Origin of the sequence: Paenibacillus vini, assembly GCF_018403325.1 — a bacterium.
Classification (GTDB): domain Bacteria; phylum Bacillota; class Bacilli; order Paenibacillales; family Paenibacillaceae; genus Fontibacillus; species Fontibacillus vini.
In genome coordinates, this window is sequence record NZ_BOSL01000010.1 from 59,904 (window position 1) to 73,638 (window position 13,735).

Sequence of the window (13,735 nt, forward strand, 5' to 3'; positions counted from 1 at the left end):
CCATGCAAATGCTATCCGCCCTGCTGCTTATCCTGATGTTTCTGCCGGTGATGATATCCATGGCGTTCATGCCTTATCTCACCAGAGAAACCGTCAGCTTCGGGGTCTCCGTCAGCGAGGATAACTACCGCAGCGAACCGCTGCGCCGGCTGCGCAAGACCTACGCATCGATCAGCCTGACCATAAATGCCATTCTATTCATTCTCTGCATTTACAGCTCGGTTCAATCGAAGGACGGCTTGGAGCAAAATACGGCCCTCGGAATTTACATCTCGATCATGGTCGCTGCCTCCATCGCATTAAATCTGATATTTCACTTTAAAATGAAAAAACTTCGGTCATCCCTTCCATCGGCGCCCGCGGCTAAATCCGTTCTCGCTGTGGATACGGGCTTCCGCCGAAACAAATTGATCCTGTCCAACTACTGGTTCCTTATCCATGCCGCGGTCATTGCGGCCAGCACCCTGATCGTGCTGGTGAATTACGATAAAATTCCGTCCACCATCGCGATGAAGTTCGACTTCCAAGGCGAGGTCATCAACAGCGCAGCCAAGTCTTATTGGACCGTGCTTTCTCCTAACTTGATGCAGATCGTGATGACCCTGATCTTCCTGTTCATTAACTGGAGCATTTTGAGAAGCAAACAGCAAATCTATGCCGGGGATCCGGAGCGGTCCATTCGGCAGAACACCTTGTTCCGCCGCAGATGGTCGATGTTCACCATTGTGTCCGGTCTTGCGATGGTATTGTTGCTCTCTTTTATCCAACTGAATATGCTGCATCCGATGGATACGGGTGTGATTCTGTCCGTCAGCATCGCCATTCCCGCATTCGTCGTGCTGTTCGCCGTCACGCTCTCCTTCAATACGGGTCAGGGCGGCAGCCGGATCAGCCGCAGACCGGCAGGCTCCAAGGTACAGCCTGTGGATGACGACAGCCATTGGAAGCTCGGCAGCATTTATTTCAATCCTCAGGACCCTTCGATATTCGTGGAAAAAAGAGCAGGCATCGGCTGGACGATGAATTTCGCCCATCCGGCCGGTTGGATCGTCCTCGCGGGCGTTGCGATTGCCATTGTGGCATCCCTTGTTTTCTCGGGCTAAACCAAATTCATATATTCTAGATTCTGGAGGGATTTCTAATGTCTAAAAACAGGAAAAACACGTTAAAAGCAGCCGCCACCGTTACCCTGGCTCTAAGCCTTACGCTTCCTGCAGCGTCGGCTCTCGCCGCTTCCCCGGCACCCGTTTCCCAAAGCGGAACCGCTCTTGCCCCCTTACGGGAGACGGCAACCGGACTTGGAGCAACGGTACATTGGGATCAGAATAAACAAACAATCACGGTCAAAAAGGGCGCCCATGTCCTGGTTCTTCAACCCAATAAGAAAGAAGCTTTGCTGGACGGCCAAACCGTTACTTTAAACAACTCCGTTAGAATCGTATCCGGGCAGACACTGATCGAACCCGCTTTTATGAATAAAATATTTCCGACTGCCGAAACTCCGGCCGACCCGGCCGATGACTTCATGGACTTGTTGAAGGCCGGGAACGGAACCGAAGCCGCGGCTTATGTAGGCCCGGAAGCAGCTGTTCTTCTGTCGGCGGATGTGCTCGGCAAGCTCTGGTCCAACTATGAAAGTATTTTTGGAAAAGTGTCCGGTCAAGCCGTAAAAACCGAAGCAACCAATTCGGTTCACCGCAATGTGACCTATACATTCCAAGCGGCTAACACTCCGTTCCTTGTGACCTTAAGAATGAACGCTCAGGGACAAATCGATGATTTCTTTGCCAATACCGTCACACCATCCCTGTATCAAAAACCGGCTTACGACAATTCCGACGCATACACCGAGCAGGAAATCACCGTAGGCGAAGGGTCCATGGCTCTTCCGGGCACGCTCACTTTGCCAAAAGGGGACGGCTCCTTCCCTGCCGTCGTCCTCGTTCACGGCTCCGGGCCGCATGACCGCGACTCATCCATCGGCAGTGCCAAGGTGTTTCGCGATCTCGCCGCGGGACTTGCTTCGCAGGGTATCGCCGTGCTGCGCTACGACAAAGTAACGTATGAGCATTCCATGAAGGTATCGGCCGATCCGAAGTTTACGCTGAAGCGGGAAACGGTGGATGACGCGTTGGCGGCCGTGAAGCTGTTGAAGAACAACGCCAAAATCGATGCTTCCAAGATTTTTGTGGCCGGTCATAGCCAAGGCGCGTTCGCGGTACCGATGATGATCGATGCCGACAAGAACGACGATATTGCCGGTGCAATTCTGCTCTCCGGCCCGAGCGGCAAATTTGCCGACATCCTGGCGCTGCAGCAGAAGGAACTGGTGTCCCGCGTAAAACAAAGCGGCCTCGACGCTACGCTTTTCGAGCAGCAAGCCGCTCAATATACGGCGGTCGCCGATATGGTAAACGACCCGAAATACACAGTCGACAACATGCCTGCGAATTTCCCGATGCCTCCGGCCTACTGGTGGTATGAGCAAAAGAATTATGTCCCTTCCGAAGTGGCCAAGAAGCAGACCGGCCCACTCCTTATTCTCCAGGGAGAGAATGACTGGCAGGTTCCATTAAGCCAGCTTGACGGTTGGAAGCAAGCGCTGAAGGACCGCACCGACGTAGAATACAAGTCCTATCCAAAGGTCAACCATCTGTTGGCCGAGTATGACGGAATCTCAATCGGTTCGGAATACTACCAGCCTTCCAACGTATCTAAATCGATCGTTGACGATATCGCTGCCTGGGTGAAAAAGACTAAATAATCTTAAAGGATATGACGCGCTGGCACTGATGATGGTGCTGGTGCTGACTTAAACAAACAAGCCCTCAGAATGAGGGCTTGTTTGTTGTCTATATGAGAGTACATTTGTGATTGAAGTCGATCGAAGTCTTAGCCGAGGAAGTATCTTCCTATTTCAGCCGCCAAAGCTTCCGGCGCCATCATCACCGCAGAATGGTCCTGGCCATCAAGTGTCCGGTGCTCTCCCTGTTCCAGCAGATCCGCCAGCGCTTTTGCCGCTTCGTGGAGGAAAGGGGGCGAATTTTCGCCGGAGGTAACGCTTACCGGAATGCTGACCTTCCAACGGTCGGCCGGCAAAGGGCGTCCGGATTGAGTACTGCCCATAATTTGCCCGTCATAAGCCAGTGTATGAGCCATGGAGCTCATTTTGTCCCAAGACGGGTCCGCCTTCATAAACTCGATATATTCGCCAGGCACGCCTACCGCTTCGGTCATAAAATATTCCACGGCACCGCTTCGATCATCCTCGGCCACCAGGCGGTTTAAAGTATTCACATATTCCGGCGAGACCGGAGGACGGCTCTCATCTACAATGAACGGAGGCTCGTATAAAAAGAGTTTATTCACGCCGCTCCCTAATTTGCTTGCCGCTTCCAGGGCCAAGACCGCTCCGGAAGAGCTTCCGAAGAGAAACGCGCTACCGCCGGCTTCTTTGATCAACGCATGGATATCTTCCACTTCCCGGTCTATCGCATAGGGTGAAGCTTCATTGCTGCCGCCGCGTCCCCGGCGGTCAAAATTGTACACGGTAAATTGTCCGGCAAGCCGGGCTGCCAATTGTTCGGCATCTGTATGATCTGCGGTCGCAGCGGCCACCAGAATAAGTGCGGGACCTTCGCCCTGCTTAACAAAGGCAATCTTCGTGCCATCTTTCGAAATTACGCTATTCTTCGACTGAATCAATTCCATGCTTCATCTTCCTCCCTAGAAATGTTTAATATTAATGCGTGTTCAAAAAGGCGACTTTTTAGCACCGAGAAGGTTCAAGATTCGATGCCGGGTATGCAACCTGAATCACTTCGTGATCAAAAGATGACTTTTTGAACAACCTCTATATAAAGTGATTTTCGAGCCGGGTGAGCGTCTCCTTATATCCCTCTATCATGCCCATGGCCTCGGCGGACTCCAGTTGTTTTACCTCTTGGAACCGGGTAGTTATGGTAAGCTTCGTTCCTCCGGCAATCTCTTCGAAAGCAATGATCGTCGGCATTTCGCTCCCTTCGGCGACATTCCAATCCCGATCCGTAAACGAATCGATATAATAGAGCCGGTATGGCTCGCTTACCTCGCAATATGTAGCTTTGCAATACGCTTCATCGCCTTTGCCGTCGACCGGTGCCAGGCTGTACCGCCAAATGCCGCCGGGTCTCACATCCATTTCATAGACGGTTGCCGTAAAATTTCCGGGCCCCCACCAGTGCACAATATGCTCCGGCTTGGTCCATCCTAGCCAGGCAAGCTCACGTTTCACGGCAACAGTGCGTTCAATGATAAGCTCCCGCCTATCCAAATCTTTGGTGACCTTTGTTTTTTTCCTGATGAGGAGCCCTCCTTACCCGATCGATCTGGTCGTTAAACGAAATCGAAATGAAAATGTAATTACTCGCTTACTCCTCTCCTTGGATTTGAATCAAGTAATCTTCAAAGCTGTCAAGTCGATCTTCCCATAAACGGCTGAATGAATTGAGCCAGGCGTCCAATTCTTGAAACGGTTGTGCCTCAAGACTGTAAATGCGTTGCTGCGCCTTACGACGGACACCTACCAGTCCCGCTTCGCTTAAAATGCGCAAATGCCGGGATACCTGAGGTTGGCCAAGTTTTAGTTCTTCTACGATGTCGCTAACCGAACGTGGTCCAAGCTTCAATAGCTCCACTATGTTAAACCGGTTAGGCTCTGCAATGGTGAACAAGGTTGTTTGCAAGGCTAAAGTATTCATGTCCACAATATACACTTAAACGTATATACATGTCAATGTATATAATACATAAAAAGAAGACCGCTGATCCCAACCTCGGATCAACAGCCTGCTTATTAGTTTAAGTTCGTGTTCAAAAAGTCAGGTTTTCAGGACCAAGCGTATGCTTTCGAAGTGCGTTTTTACAAAACGCTTTAGGTCGGATGAAGCTAGGGACTGAGTAGCGGAGCTAAACGTTTTCGTAGAAAACGACTCCGTAAGCATTTGCTCATAGGGTACGTGAGCAACGGAAGGCCCGGCTGAATTCAAGATTCGACGTCGGATCCACTTCATGATCTGCTTCGTCATGGAAAGATGACTTTTTGAACAACCTCTTTAAGTATGAATCATCATGCCCATTTCCCGGGCCGTTTCGATCAAGACCGGGGCGAAGTCCTCCAGCGTCTGGGGCGACAGTCGGCTGACCGGTCCGGAGACGGAAAGGGCCGCGGCGACTTTCCCGGTCCGGTCAAAGATCGGGGCCGCTACCGCCGCCGCGCCGGGCTCCCGTTCCTCATAGCTCGTAGCGTAGCCGAGCTTGCGGATCTCCTGTAGCTGGGCGACATATGCGGGCCGGTCCACCGCCGCCGGCCAGTCGGCGCTCTCCAGCACGGCGCGGACGATCGCCTCCTCCGCATAGGCAACCAGCACTTTGCTGGATGCTCCGACGTACAGGGGCAGCCTTGCACCGACCTGCGCGACCCGACGGATCGCCTGGTTGCTCTGTACCGCCTGAATGCGCAGCCGGTCCGTTCCATCGCGCAAATACAGGCTTACCGTTTCTCCGAGCCGGTCGCGAAGCTGTTCCATTTGCGGCAGCAGCAGGATGGCCGGATCATCATTTTGGGACAAATGGGCCGAAAGCTCCCATATTTTCAAACCGAGACGGTATTTCTCCGTCGCCGAGTTGCGGATGACGAACCCCTTCTCCTCCAACGTAGTCAGCAAACGGTGCACCGTACTCTTATGAAGCCCAATTTCACCCGCAATCTCGGTCAGGCCCAGATCGCTGTCCTTCGTAAAACACATTAATATATCAAGCGCCCTCTCTACGGCGCGTACAGTAAGTTTCCGATCTTCCATCAGGAAACCACCCCTCCTTAAGTTTCACTGCATGAAACGCGGTTACATAAATTATAAAGACAGGGACAGGGTTCCGTCAATGAATCACAGCCAATTATACCCTTGCATTGACATAAAGGACGCCTCATCATACGATAATTTTATAGGATTCGTCTCGTTTCGACATATTCCGATTATATTCTTGTCATCCGGTTATATATGAAATATTAAATTTGAACTTTTCTGTTCGTAAGGGAAGCCCGGCTTTAAGGAACATATATTATTATCAGATATTTATAAGGAGGGGGAATCATGAGCCAAAGCAACCGGAACGATCTTCCCCTGTCCGGAGGTCTTAAGGAGAAAGAAATACCCGCTCTTGAAATCAGGCGCATCAGCTTCAAGCATATTATTGTGGCCTTGATGTTATCGGTTCTGTTTTTCCTGCTCTTCTGCTTCGTTTCTCTGCATGGATATATCGCCTGGGTATTGTCCAATCCTACGGTAGCCCCGATCTATTCCAATCCGAAGCTATCCAAGAACCTGGAGTACGAGGATATCGTCTTCCCTGCCGCCGACGGCAGCAGAGTCATGCATGGCTGGTATATTCCGGCCGCCGACTCGAACCAAACGATCGTTTTCAGCCACGGCTACGGAGCCAATCGCGAGGAAACCTGGATTCCGATGTACGACCTCGCTCACTACGCTCACCGGCTGAACTTTAATGTAGTGATGTTCGATTACGGATTCGCCGCGCAAAACAGCAAAGAGGTCGCCACAGGAGGCAAGAAAGAAGCCCAGCAGCTGCTCGGTGCCATCCAGTTCGCCAAACAGCGGGGAAGTCAGGAGATCATCGTCTGGGGCTTTTCCATGGGGGCAGGCACCGCACTGCAAGCCGCCTTGACTAGCAAGGATATCGACGGAATGATCCTTGACAGCACTTTTCTGCTTGAGCCGGATACGATGTATCATAACATTCGCCAGCATATCGATCTCCCGCGCCATCCTTCACTTGAGATTATCGGAATGCTGTTGCCCGTGCTGAACGGTACGAGCTTGCGGCAGATTCCGTATCCCGAGGTCAAATCCAAGGACTACCCCTTCCCGATTTACTTTATTCACGGGACGGAGGATGAGAAGGCTCCTTACCCGATTGCCGAAAAACTGGCGGAAAACCAGACGAATCCCGCTTCCGGCGTCTGGATCGTGGAGGGATCCCATCATGAGCTTATTTTCCGCGAGCATCCCAAGGAATACTTGCGTATCGTTTCCACCTTTCTTAGCCGGGTAGGACAGTCCCAGCATGAGGATCGGACTCAAGACCAACCGGCTGAAAAAGACGCTGACTAACCCAAGCACAAAGGCCCGTTTCGAATGGCATAGGCCAGGCCGTCCCCGGAATACAATGTACACAACGATACATTCCGAGGAGGTTTAACCCGATGCTGTTTGTTTACGGGCCTTATTTGCCTGTCCGCATTTTGGAAGAGATTCGTTTCTGGAAAGAACAGGAGACCGAACATACCGATGTCATCAAAGCGATTGTTCCCGGTTTGGAGCCGAACTTCGTTAAACTGCTGGACGAATGGAAGCAGGTATTTGCCTCTACCCAGCAGGCGGCAGATCAGTTGCTCCAATTCGGCGTTTCCTCCAAAGAAGCAGCCTGCGACCCCTGGCTGATCAAGGAGACCGAAAGAATACTGGGAGCATCGTTCCGGCAATCCCAGGAATTTATCCGCCAGCTGTATATCATTCTCGACCAGAGCGCTGCCGCTAAGTCCGTCCCCCTTGCGAAAACCGTCCTGCTTCATATCATCCGTGAGTCGGAATATTTCCTCGGCGTGCTGGAAACGCTCAATCGTCCGGGACAAATCGCGAGCAGCATGGCCGACGCTCACCCGTTCCTTGGCCCTTACCGGCCGGAACAGGAGCAGGCTGCCGTCATTTACGGTTCCGCACAGCAAGATGATATTCCTTCGGCCAGTCACCAACCCACGGCCACTATCTCTCTCGCCCAGGTTCAGCAATTTGACCGGAACGACAAGGATCCGAAGAGTGAGACGGAATCGGAGCAAGCCCTGATCAACAGCCGTCCCGTCCCAATTGGCGGCCACACGCTCCCTCCGTTGCCCTATCCTTACAATGCGCTTGAGCCCTACATCGATGAAACAACGATGCGCATCCATCACGACAAGCATCATAAAACCTATGTGGACGATTTAAATAAAGCGGAGAAAAAACTTCAGGACGCCCGTAAATCCGGTAATTTCGATCTAGTCAAACATTGGGAGCGGGAGCTTGCCTTCAATGGCGCGGGCCATTACCTGCATACGATCTTCTGGGATATCATGAACCCCCAAGGCGGCGGAAAGCCTGAAGGCGAGCTGATGGAGCAGATCAAACGCGACTTCGGCAGCTACGACGCCTTTCATAAGCAATTCTCCAGCGCTGCGGAAAAGGTCGAGGGCGGCGGCTGGGCCATCCTTGTCTGGAGCCCGCGCAGCCATCGACTGGAAATTCTCACGGCGGAGAAACATCAGAACCTGTCGCAATGGGACGTCGTCCCTCTCCTCCCGCTGGACGTATGGGAACACGCTTATTATCTGAAGCATCAGAACAATCGCAAGGATTATATCAGCGACTGGTGGAACGTCGTCTATTGGCCGGCCGTCGCGGAGCGGTATGGAAAAGCGAAGCAACTAAAATGGCAGCCGTATTAACGGCTGCCATTCTTGTGCGATCTATTCAAATTCAATTGCACTTCTTACTCTTTAATCAAGGACAGAAATTCCGCCCGCGAAGCAGCTTCCGTACGGAAGGTTCCCCGAACCGCCGAAGTAACCGTCTTGCTTCCCGGCTTCTTGATACCTCGGGCGCACATGCACAAGTGTTCTCCTTCAACGACAACCATTACGCCTTGAGGCTTGAGGACCTCGTCCATAATGTCGGCGATTTGCGACGTAATACGCTCCTGCACCTGCAGACGGCGGGTTACCGCTTCCACCAGACGAGCCAGCTTGCTGAGCCCGGCGATCTTCCCGCTCGGAATGTATCCAATATGCACTTTCCCGAAGAAAGGCGCCATATGGTGCTCGCATTGGCTGTAATATACGATATCCTTTACGATAACGAGCTCCTCATGGTTCTCTTCAAACGTAACTCCAAGCACGTCCCGGGGATCGACTTCATATCCGCCGAAGATTTCCTCGTACATCCGGGTTACCCTCGCCGGCGTTTCGAGCAGTCCTTCCCGCTCCACATCTTCCCCGACCAACTTAAGAATCTCGCGCACGTGATGCTCAATCTGTTCCCGGTTGTCTCCCACTCGAGAGTTGACATAATCTTTTACTCCAGCCATTTCAGCGCCTCCTCCTTTCGATTCATTCAGCCACCATGATACAGCGGCATTACTTTTTCTTGCGTTTTCCTCCTGCTGGAGGCATTTGACCCTGGTTCTTCATCATTTGCTGGGCTTTCTGCATTTGCTTGCCGTTTAAATTATACCCCATTTGCTTCGCCATCTTTTGCAGCATTTGCGGATCAGACTGCATCTTCGTCAGTTGTCTGCGCAAATAAAAGACCCCGATTGCAAAGCCGCCGACCAAACCGACGATTAACGTAATAATAGGAATTACGATATCCATTGCTTAAGCCACCCCTGTATCAATCTCAATCTTCTGGCGCCAAGCTATACAGCTAGCGCACTCAACATATCATAGCATTCAAGAAGATGCGATTCAAGCCAGAACCGCTTCGATAAACACCGTCGTTTCCGTCGCCAAATCCACTTCTTTAACTTCCATATCCTCTCCCGAGCCCCGTATGACTCTAACGGACGGACGTCCGGGTAAACCGCGATGCTGGCTGACGACAACCCCCGTCTCCTTGGTCGAAAGCCGAACCGCCGTACCATTCGGATACACCGACACGATACGGGTAAACTCCACCAGCACGTCGCGGTCAAGCGTTTGTTCGGAGCAAGCCATCAGTTGCTCGCACGCCTCGTGAGGCAGCATCGGACGCTGTCCTCCGCTCCCCCCGCCGCCGATGAGATTATCGTACATATTGGCCGCTGCCACAATTTTGGGAAACAGATGTATCTCTTCCTTATTCAATCCCCTTGGCAAGCCTGTCCCATTCAGTCGTTCATGATGCTGAAGGGCGGTATGCGCGATGAGCAGGTTAAACTCCCGCTTATGCTTGAGAATTTCAAACCCCCGCCAGGCGTGGTGCAGCTTCAAGTCCTCCGGATCGGCATCCTCGGGCAGCGGTTTGCTTTTCCCGATGTCATGAAGAAGCGCTCCGATAGCCAGATCTTTCAATTGGCCAAAATTAAGTCCCAGATTAAGCCCGATCATCGCGGACACGAGACATACATTGACGGCATGCAGATATGCCGCATTGTCGGCCGTGCGAATCTCCGTCAGTTGGACCATCACCTCTTTATGATTGAGGACATCCTCCAGCAGGTGATCGACGGACGCGCTGATTTTACGTGGATTCCATTCCTTGCCCGACCGGACCGCTTCCAGCGTCTCGCTCATTTCACGGAATACCGCCTGTTTCGTCGATTCGCTTAATACATCTTCAATCTCGATATCTTCATAGTCGGGATCCTTGATGTAAAGCATCGTAACACCGATCCGTTTCAGCGTATTGATCATATAGACCGTCAGCTGAATGCCCGCCGAAAGGAGCACAGTCCCGTTCGCGGAATATACCGTCTTGCCTAAAAGTTGACCCGGTTCGATATCCTCAACGCTTATGAATCTCATGTCTTATCCCCCTAGGTAACGATCTCTTCCAGTTTGGCGCGGGCTGCCTCCAGCCGTTCAAGCACTTCCGGATCGGCCTCGCTTCCGGCAGCTTTTATCACCGCCGCCAGCGCTTCTTCTCCTCCGATACGGCTTAAAGCCCAAGCTGCGGTTCCCCGCAAAACCGGCCGGGGATCGTTATCCATGATATCTATTAATTTCGGCACGGAGGACAGATCTTTGAAGTTCCCGAGCGCGATTACCGCATTTCGTTGAATCGGCTTCTTACCTCTCCAGGCAGCAGCGCTGTTTCCGAATCGTTCTTTAAATTCCCGGTTGCTGAGGTCAAGGATGGGCAGCAGGAGCGGCTTCACCGTTTCCGGATCGGGCTGCAGCTCGGGGCGATGATACCAGGACTTCCCTTTGTTCTTAGGGCAAACAACCTGGCATGTATCGCAGCCGTAAAGCCGGTTGCCGATTTTCACCATGAATTCTTCTTCCACAAATCCTTTGGTCTGAGTAAGAAAAGAAATGCACCGCTGCGCATTCAATTGTCCCGGTCCGACCAATGCCCCCGTCGGGCAGGCATCCAGGCATTTCGTACAATCTCCGCAATCCTCTGTCACCGGTGTATCCGGAGGAAAGGGAATGCTCGTGATCAATTCTCCAAGGTAAATCCAAGAACCCCATTTGGGCGAGATGATCGCACAGTTCTTTCCGGAAAAGCCGATCCCCGCACGCTCGGCCACCGCCCGGTCCGATAAGGCCCCGGTATCGACCATGCTCTCAATACGCGCCTCCGGTACGCGCTCGGCGATAAACGCTTCGAGCTTCGCCATGGCCTCCCGGAGAACCTGGTGGTAGTCCAGTCCCCATGCTGATCTGGCGAGAATTCCCCGGCGGCTCCCCGGCTCCGACTTCGGCGGATTTTCCATTTTGGACGGATAAGCGACTGCAATAGATATAAGCGATGCCGGCTGTTCCAGTGACAGTTCGGGATAGATTCTCTTGTCCAGATCCGGTTCTTCAAAGCCGGATTCGTATCCTTTATCCCGCCGGTCCTGCAAAATGGACTTCAACGATAAAAACGGGTCTGCGGCAGCAAACCCGATGTCATCGATGCCGAGCGACGGCGCGGCTTCCTTGATTTCCCGCTTTAGCTCTTCCCATACGGACCGGCCCGCCGCCCTGTCTTTGGCCATCAAGTTTTGTTCGGCCTTCGCCATCGTCACAACCTCCTTTTTGCGTCATTCTAAGATGATTTTTTCTCCCGTTATTTCGAGGACAAACGTTTAATTGCTTCCCGCGCCAGCAGGTCGCAATGATTGTTAAGCTCATTGTCGCTGTGGCCTTTGACTTTGACATATTCCACTTCATGAATTCCCATCAGCCGCCACAATTCCTGCCAAAGCTCCTTATTCTCAACGGGCTGTTTCTTGCTGTTCTTCCAGCCGTTCTTCATCCAACCGTGAATCCAGCCTTGCTGAAAGCAATTGACCACATAGGCGGAGTCGCTGTAAACCTTAACCTTGCATGACTCCTTAAGCGAACTCAGCGCTGAAATGACAGCCTGAATCTCCATCCGGTTATTCGTTGTCATCGGCTCGCCGCCGGACAGTTCCTTTCGATGACCGTTATACAGAAGCACGGCGCCCCATCCTCCCGGTCCCGGGTTTCCCGAACAGGCACCGTCCGTATAAATCATAATTTCCTTCACGAAATAACCTCCACCATTTTCTCTTTCTTTGGTATTACAAACCTCTTATCTTGGTAATCGGCCAAAAGACGAATTCCGCCCGGCCCACGATATCCTTCTTATTTACGCTGCCGAAGTAACGACTATCTTTGCTCTGTCCGGCGTGACGATTATCCCCCATGACGAAATATTCGTCTTTTCCCAATGTCACCGGTGCCAGGTTGCTGTCTTCAATCGCCGTATCGGTATAAGGCTCGCTCTGCGGCTGTCCGTCAACCAGCAGCTCGCTGCCGCGGATTTCCACCGTTTGTCCGGGCACGGCAATCACCCGCTTGACTAGAAACGGCTTTTTGTCGGGGCCTGTGCTCGGATCCCGGAGCACCACGACATCGCCGGCGTGAGGCGGCGTAAACCAGTAAACGATTTTGTCTACAAACAGTCTTTCCTGCTCCTCCAGCGTCGGTTCCATCGATTGCCCTTTTACCATGGACAGGTTGAACACAAATACATTCAGCAGCAGCATAATTACGAATGCGATCGCCACCGTCTTGAGCAAATCCCAGAGCTCTGTCGCCCAGCCTCTATTGGCCTGTACCGTTTCCTCAGCGGAAGCTTTACCCGCCTGTTCCTTCTCTATCATATCCTCCTCGGTCGGAGGAGAAGTCATCGGTTCCATGAAGCACCTCATCAATAACATTTTAAAAATGATCTAATAATAGAAAAGCATATCCTGCACCCATTTGCAACGGGCGGAAGATATGCTTAAGTCCTGCAAAAATTAGCAAGATCGAATAATTCCTTCTTTATCTGGATCCAGACAACGAGCTTACCGCAGCGATACCAAGCTTCTGGAATGCCTCCAGAAATTTGCTTGCGCCGTAGCCCATAGCTTCATACAACGGGGCAATCGCTTTGTTGTGCGGGTCTCCGGCAATCATAATTTGGCGAATATTGTACTGCCCGAATCGCTGTTCCATAGCAGTTACGAGATTTTTGCCTACTCCTTGACGGCGGTAATCCGGATGAACGACGGTACGATAGATGAACCCCGTATTTTGGTCGATCGTTCCGATCAACGTACCTACAATTTCGCCATCCTCCGACTCAGCTATCATAATCAATTCCGAGTCCCAAGACAGCTGTCTGGCAAAAGCCCGTTTCGTGTCTTCGTAGCAATCCTCCATTAAGGCTACCTGCAAAAGCTCCATCACTTGATTAACATCACTCAATTGGAAGGAACGAATACGCATGCTATGATCTCCCTTTTCTCTACACATGATAGATTCATGTAAAATGGACGGCTGACGTTTTTACATCAACCGAATAATTGAATCCAGACAAAAATCGAGAAAAAACTGCTTTCTTGTCCATTAAACCATAATTATCTCCCGAATACACCATTTTTCTTCTGAAAGCGCTTTATATGAAGCGTTTACATTTATTTTTTTATAATATTTTTCTAATAT

14 protein-coding genes and 1 pseudogene are annotated in these 13,735 nt (G+C 51.7%); 4 read left to right on the forward strand and 11 right to left on the reverse strand.

The features are described from left to right. The first annotated feature begins 2 nt into the window (after positions 1-2). Complete coding sequence (locus tag KJS57_RS15700) at positions 3-1,103, forward strand: DUF1648 domain-containing protein (RefSeq protein ID WP_213655526.1); 1,101 nt, start codon at positions 3-5, stop codon at positions 1,101-1,103. Positions 1,104-1,141: 38 nt separating this feature from the next. After that, positions 1,142-2,764 carry an alpha/beta hydrolase family protein gene (locus KJS57_RS15705; protein WP_213655527.1) on the forward strand — a complete coding sequence of 541 codons (1,623 nt, stop codon included), beginning with the start codon at positions 1,142-1,144 and terminating at the stop codon, positions 2,762-2,764. Between the two features lie 128 nt (positions 2,765-2,892). On the opposite strand, the gene KJS57_RS15710 is transcribed toward KJS57_RS15705, so the two are convergent. From KJS57_RS15710 to KJS57_RS15725, 4 genes are all read right to left on the reverse strand, one after another. Further along, positions 2,893-3,711, reverse strand: a complete 819-nt coding sequence (locus KJS57_RS15710; protein ID WP_213655528.1) for an alpha/beta fold hydrolase — start codon at positions 3,709-3,711, stop codon at positions 2,893-2,895. Positions 3,712-3,853: 142 nt separating this feature from the next. After that, positions 3,854-4,273: an SRPBCC domain-containing protein gene (locus tag KJS57_RS15715; protein ID WP_244861586.1), complete on the reverse strand. Its 420-nt coding sequence runs from the start codon at positions 4,271-4,273 to the stop codon at positions 3,854-3,856. A 136-nt stretch (positions 4,274-4,409) separates the two neighbouring features. Further along, positions 4,410-4,739, reverse strand: coding sequence for an ArsR/SmtB family transcription factor (locus KJS57_RS15720; protein WP_213655529.1), 330 nt, complete (start codon positions 4,737-4,739; stop codon positions 4,410-4,412). A 354-nt stretch (positions 4,740-5,093) separates the two neighbouring features. Further along, entirely contained in the window at positions 5,094-5,840 is a 747-nt protein-coding gene (locus tag KJS57_RS15725; RefSeq protein ID WP_211023692.1) for an IclR family transcriptional regulator, read from the reverse strand. Positions 5,841-6,131: 291 nt separating this feature from the next. On the opposite strand from KJS57_RS15725, the gene KJS57_RS15730 reads away from it, so the two are divergent. Together KJS57_RS15730 and KJS57_RS15735 are read left to right on the forward strand one after the other, a co-directional pair. Further along, positions 6,132-7,169 (forward strand): alpha/beta hydrolase, encoded by a 1,038-nt coding sequence (locus tag KJS57_RS15730; protein WP_213655530.1) that lies wholly within the window; start codon positions 6,132-6,134, stop codon positions 7,167-7,169. 92 nt (positions 7,170-7,261) lie between these two features. Continuing rightward, a complete protein-coding gene (locus tag KJS57_RS15735; protein ID WP_213655531.1) occupies positions 7,262-8,539 on the forward strand; it encodes a Fe-Mn family superoxide dismutase in 1,278 nt (425 codons plus the stop codon). Between the two features lie 44 nt (positions 8,540-8,583). Here KJS57_RS15735 and folE read toward each other — a convergent pair whose 3' ends face one another. The 7 genes and pseudogenes from folE to KJS57_RS15770 form a co-directional block, all read right to left on the reverse strand. Continuing rightward, positions 8,584-9,177, reverse strand: coding sequence for a GTP cyclohydrolase I FolE (gene folE, locus KJS57_RS15740; RefSeq protein WP_211023698.1), 594 nt, complete (start codon positions 9,175-9,177; stop codon positions 8,584-8,586). 49 nt (positions 9,178-9,226) lie between these two features. Next, positions 9,227-9,463, reverse strand: coding sequence for a YneF family protein (locus KJS57_RS15745; protein ID WP_211023700.1), 237 nt, complete (start codon positions 9,461-9,463; stop codon positions 9,227-9,229). Positions 9,464-9,556: 93 nt separating this feature from the next. Then, positions 9,557-10,594 (reverse strand): HD-GYP domain-containing protein, encoded by a 1,038-nt coding sequence (locus KJS57_RS15750; protein ID WP_211023702.1) that lies wholly within the window; start codon positions 10,592-10,594, stop codon positions 9,557-9,559. A 23-nt stretch (positions 10,595-10,617) separates the two neighbouring features. Further along, positions 10,618-11,799: pseudogene (queG, locus tag KJS57_RS15755) on the reverse strand (tRNA epoxyqueuosine(34) reductase QueG); the annotation flags it as partial. A gap of 47 nt (positions 11,800-11,846) precedes the next feature. Further along, positions 11,847-12,290 (reverse strand): ribonuclease HI, encoded by a 444-nt coding sequence (gene rnhA / locus KJS57_RS15760; RefSeq protein ID WP_213655532.1) that lies wholly within the window; start codon positions 12,288-12,290, stop codon positions 11,847-11,849. Positions 12,291-12,324: 34 nt separating this feature from the next. Next, positions 12,325-12,909 carry a signal peptidase I gene (gene lepB, locus KJS57_RS15765; RefSeq protein WP_213655628.1) on the reverse strand — a complete coding sequence of 195 codons (585 nt, stop codon included), beginning with the start codon at positions 12,907-12,909 and terminating at the stop codon, positions 12,325-12,327. 163 nt (positions 12,910-13,072) lie between these two features. After that, on the reverse strand, positions 13,073-13,519 hold the full coding sequence (locus KJS57_RS15770) for a GNAT family N-acetyltransferase (RefSeq protein WP_211023706.1): 447 nt from the start codon (positions 13,517-13,519) through the stop codon (positions 13,073-13,075). Positions 13,520-13,735 lie beyond the last annotated feature (216 nt).

Bases quoted from the DNA above. Each gene is read 5' to 3' on its own strand.
- KJS57_RS15750 (WP_211023702.1), bottom strand. From the start codon at position 10,594: ATGAGATTCATAAGCGTTGAGGATATCGAACCGGGTCAACTTTTAGGC.
- KJS57_RS15745 (WP_211023700.1), bottom strand. From the start codon at position 9,463: ATGGATATCGTAATTCCTATTATTACGTTAATCGTCGGTTTGGTCGGC.
- KJS57_RS15720 (WP_213655529.1), bottom strand. From the start codon at position 4,739: ATGAATACTTTAGCCTTGCAAACAACCTTGTTCACCATTGCAGAGCCT.
- KJS57_RS15700 (WP_213655526.1), top strand. From the start codon at position 3: ATGCAAATGCTATCCGCCCTGCTGCTTATCCTGATGTTTCTGCCGGTG.
- KJS57_RS15710 (WP_213655528.1), bottom strand. From the start codon at position 3,711: ATGGAATTGATTCAGTCGAAGAATAGCGTAATTTCGAAAGATGGCACG.
- KJS57_RS15725 (WP_211023692.1), bottom strand. From the start codon at position 5,840: ATGGAAGATCGGAAACTTACTGTACGCGCCGTAGAGAGGGCGCTTGAT.
- KJS57_RS15705 (WP_213655527.1), top strand. From the start codon at position 1,142: ATGTCTAAAAACAGGAAAAACACGTTAAAAGCAGCCGCCACCGTTACC.
- KJS57_RS15770 (WP_211023706.1), bottom strand. From the start codon at position 13,519: ATGCGTATTCGTTCCTTCCAATTGAGTGATGTTAATCAAGTGATGGAG.
- KJS57_RS15730 (WP_213655530.1), top strand. From the start codon at position 6,132: ATGAGCCAAAGCAACCGGAACGATCTTCCCCTGTCCGGAGGTCTTAAG.
- folE (WP_211023698.1), bottom strand. From the start codon at position 9,177: ATGGCTGGAGTAAAAGATTATGTCAACTCTCGAGTGGGAGACAACCGG.
- KJS57_RS15735 (WP_213655531.1), top strand. From the start codon at position 7,262: ATGCTGTTTGTTTACGGGCCTTATTTGCCTGTCCGCATTTTGGAAGAG.
- lepB (WP_213655628.1), bottom strand. From the start codon at position 12,909: ATGATAGAGAAGGAACAGGCGGGTAAAGCTTCCGCTGAGGAAACGGTA.